The following is a 3,325-nucleotide window of genomic DNA, read 5'->3' as shown; positions in this document are numbered from 1 at the left end:
AACACCACTGGCCAACCTTCTTTAGGTGGTGTTCCTTTTGGTAAATGAATACTGCCTGAAACCACGATAGGTGTTTTGCTATCTTTTCCACTGATCGAACTATAAAGAATCCGAATGGCCTGACTGTCATTTGCCAAGCGAATATACGGGTTATGAATAGACTCTGTTTTTAATAATTTTCCTGCCTGTGCTGGAATAGCTGATTTCCATGTATAAAACTCAGAAACTCGGCCATCTCCATATTGATCTTCAGGTGCTGGCGCTTGTTGAGCAGTCGTCAAACAGCTCGAAGTTAACATCGTTGTGATGAAAGAAAATTTGCATAACGTTGATAAAAAAGTAGGTTGCATTGTCATTTACCTTAAAATTTGTTTAATCATTTTTGATTTAAAATTCGTAACTTACACGACCATATAAATACGTTCCAAATGCGCCTTCAGGCGCATTAAAACTATATTTGACAATGTTGCCGACCGAAGAATCTTTAGCTTTGTCAGGATGGCTATTCAATAAATTGATTGCCCCTAAATTGAACTTGAGGCCTTTCACAAATGCATCCGCTCTGTAGCCGATATCCAAATCTGCAATCCACTGCGGATCAAAAGTCTGGTCTAATATATTGTTGGTATTATTTAAGGTCGTCCATTTATCATAGCGACGGATTGCGGTATTGACGCTCCACGCTTGGTTTGACCAAAGTGCACCAAGGGTCAGCTTTGTTTTCGGTGCAGTAGACTCAATCAGGCTTTGTGTATTTCGTCCTGCAATGCTTGAAACGGGAATTCGCTCACCTTTTGCGGTGATAGAATCTCTGGTTTCAGTGATTTCATTTTTGTTATAGGCCAGACCTAGATTCAGATTTAACTTGCCATATTGTTCAAGATTTAAATCATGCTTAAACGCGAGCTCTAAACCTTGGGTACGTGTATCTAGTAAATTATTAAAGAACGCCACATTGGCAATATTTGAATACGGTGAATTGGAAAATGCATTGGTGATTACACTTCCAGTAATATTGTCTGAAAGCAAAATACGATTTTTAATATCGATTTGATAAAGGTCTAAAGTTGCTGAGGTATTCGCAAGTGGCTTCCACACAAAACCTAAAGAGTAATTTGTGGATTTCTCTGGTTTAAGTGAGCTTCCGCCAATAAGTAAAGCGGCCTCACTGCCTGCAACTAAAGTTCGTTGTTGCACATCTTGCCAACCTGAAGGGGTTTGCACCGTTTGTACGCTATAAGCAGAATATCCTTGTTGTGCCAATGACGGTGCTCTATAGCCTGTATTGATCGAACCGCGTACCGCAAATTGAGATGATACATCATATTTAGCAAATAGTTTTCCGTTTGTGGTCGACCCAAAGTCTGAATATTTTTCACTTCGAACAGCTGCGCCCACATTCAAGTCTTTAATAATATCTGCTTCTAAATCGAGGTAAATACCATACACATCACGACTGATTTTTCTTTCATCTTGGTCGGTAATTCCCGCATATATCCCTGGAACACCAACGCCTAAAGTTGTGCTTGGATTGAAATATGGGCCACGGGTATAGGCAATCGGATCACCCGCATTTTGCTTATATTGCTCCCAACGATATAAAACCCCTGTAGACAACGTCAGTGGACTTGCTAACCCATCAATTGCAATATCACGGCTATAATCTAGTCCTGTATTTAATTGCGAAAAAATATTTTCACCCAAGTCATAGTTTGAAGGTGAGCTTGAGCCATAACTTGGGTTTATGCCGTTGCCTTGTTCTGTACTGACTTTATTTTGTCCATAAGTCGCATAAAGATCATATTTACCTGACTTCAACTCTCCTTTTTTAACCCCAACTGTCGTTGCAAAATCATTTACAGTGACTAAGCTTAATGGCGAGCGTCCATCTGGATAACGTTCTTTAAAATAGCTGGATTGATTCAGTACTGTTTTGGTTGTTGGTGGCTCATAAAAGTTTTCCCCTATCGTTTTGCGATGGCCATAGCTACTAAAACCATAAAGTGCAAGATCATCAGTCAACGGTAAATCTAGATTGGCAGTCACATTGACTTGATCTTTTTGTTCGGGTGAACCAAATTTCCATGTTCTATAAGGTGTATTTTGTTCTGTATATTGAGCGTTGGTTGAACCATCATAAAAAGTTCGCGTATCAGGTGCCGTGTTACTTGCAGCTTCACGTTTACCTAAATCTAAGGCAACCGTCAAAGCACCATCATTAGGGAGTGCAAAACCTTTCCAAAGATTAACTTTATGTTGTTCACCATCTCCTTGAGTGTAGCCACCCGTTTGATAGCTTAGCCCACCCCCATGATCACGTGATTTCAAAATAATATTCACAACACCAGCGATCGCATCCGATCCATATTGTGCTGCAGCACCATCCCGCAAGATTTCTATACGCTCAATTGCACTTACTGGAATTAAACTTAAATCAGTGACTGCTGCTCCTCTTCCACCAGCATATGCTTGGCGGGTGAAATACGCTGCAGTATGTCGACGTTTCCCATTAATCAAAATTAAAGTTTGATCCGCAGATAATCCTCTGAGCGCAATACTTGGTGGAACTGATGCACCAAACCCGCCTGCTGGAGACGTCGGTAAACTCACAGAAGGAGACAGCCGTGTTAATGCCGCAGCAAGATCAGTTGCTCCTGTATTTTGTAAGTCTTTAGCCGTTAAAATATCAACAGGTGCAGGCGCATCGAGAGAATTACTAATTGCTCGTCTTGAACCTGTGACCACGACAGATTGTAATGTGATGACATCTTCGTTCCCTGACAAATGTTTCTGATCATTTGCCATCGTAATAGAGGCAGTGAGTGTACTCAGTGTAAAAAGTGAGGAGTGAAGAATGAATTGAGAAAAATATGTACGCATATGAGCTTCCTTAACGATCTAGACCGATATAGCAAATCCAATGCCAATAAATTTAATAAATAATAACAAATACTTATAATTAAAAATAAAAAGGTTGTCCAAGTCCTGATTGGAGTGGGTCATTTGAAACTTTGCTCGTTCAAAAACGCCTAGATAGAGTGAACCGATAAAGTACTTGATCTGGTCTTCTCGTTTTTTCTGTTGTTTCTGGCTCTGTTTTTCCTTTTGTTGTTCTGGATTCAGGGCTTTTTCTATTTTTTGGTTCAGGTTTTTCGCTGCGGTTTGGTGGCGTTGCGTTTTGAGGATCTCATCTAGTGCATCGTGCATGGCAAAGTAGGCATCGATGTCATGTTTTTGATAGAGCTTGAGGATGTTTTGTTGCAGTGCATTGCGTTTGGCAGGTTCTGTCTGTTGGATCAGTTGCAGCTGAAGCATGCGTTTGTTG

The 3,325-nt window shown here is 40.5% G+C and carries 1 protein-coding gene and 2 pseudogenes; all 3 read right to left on the bottom strand.

Annotated features, from left to right (window positions below):
* Window positions 1–350 (bottom strand): annotated as a pseudogene (locus AAV96_RS00360) (alpha/beta hydrolase); the annotation flags it as partial.
* A 37-nt stretch (window positions 351–387) separates the two neighbouring features.
* Window positions 388–2,880 (bottom strand): TonB-dependent receptor plug domain-containing protein, encoded by a 2,493-nt coding sequence (locus AAV96_RS00355; protein WP_046737875.1) that lies wholly within the window; start codon window positions 2,878–2,880, stop codon window positions 388–390.
* Window positions 2,881–2,898: 18 nt separating this feature from the next.
* A pseudogene (locus tag AAV96_RS18190) lies at window positions 2,899–3,325 on the bottom strand (hypothetical protein); the annotation flags it as partial.

It is taken from the genome of Acinetobacter sp. AG1, from assembly GCF_001005525.1.
In the GTDB taxonomy this organism is placed as follows: Bacteria; Pseudomonadota; Gammaproteobacteria; order Pseudomonadales; family Moraxellaceae; genus Acinetobacter; species Acinetobacter modestus.
Note: the sequence above shows the minus strand (reverse complement) of the source record. Positions and strands in the feature narration are given on the sequence as shown.

Coding starts and splice junctions, on each gene's coding strand:
- AAV96_RS00355 (WP_046737875.1), bottom strand. CDS start 2,880: ATGCGTACATATTTTTCTCAATTCATTCTTCACTCCTCACTTTTTACA.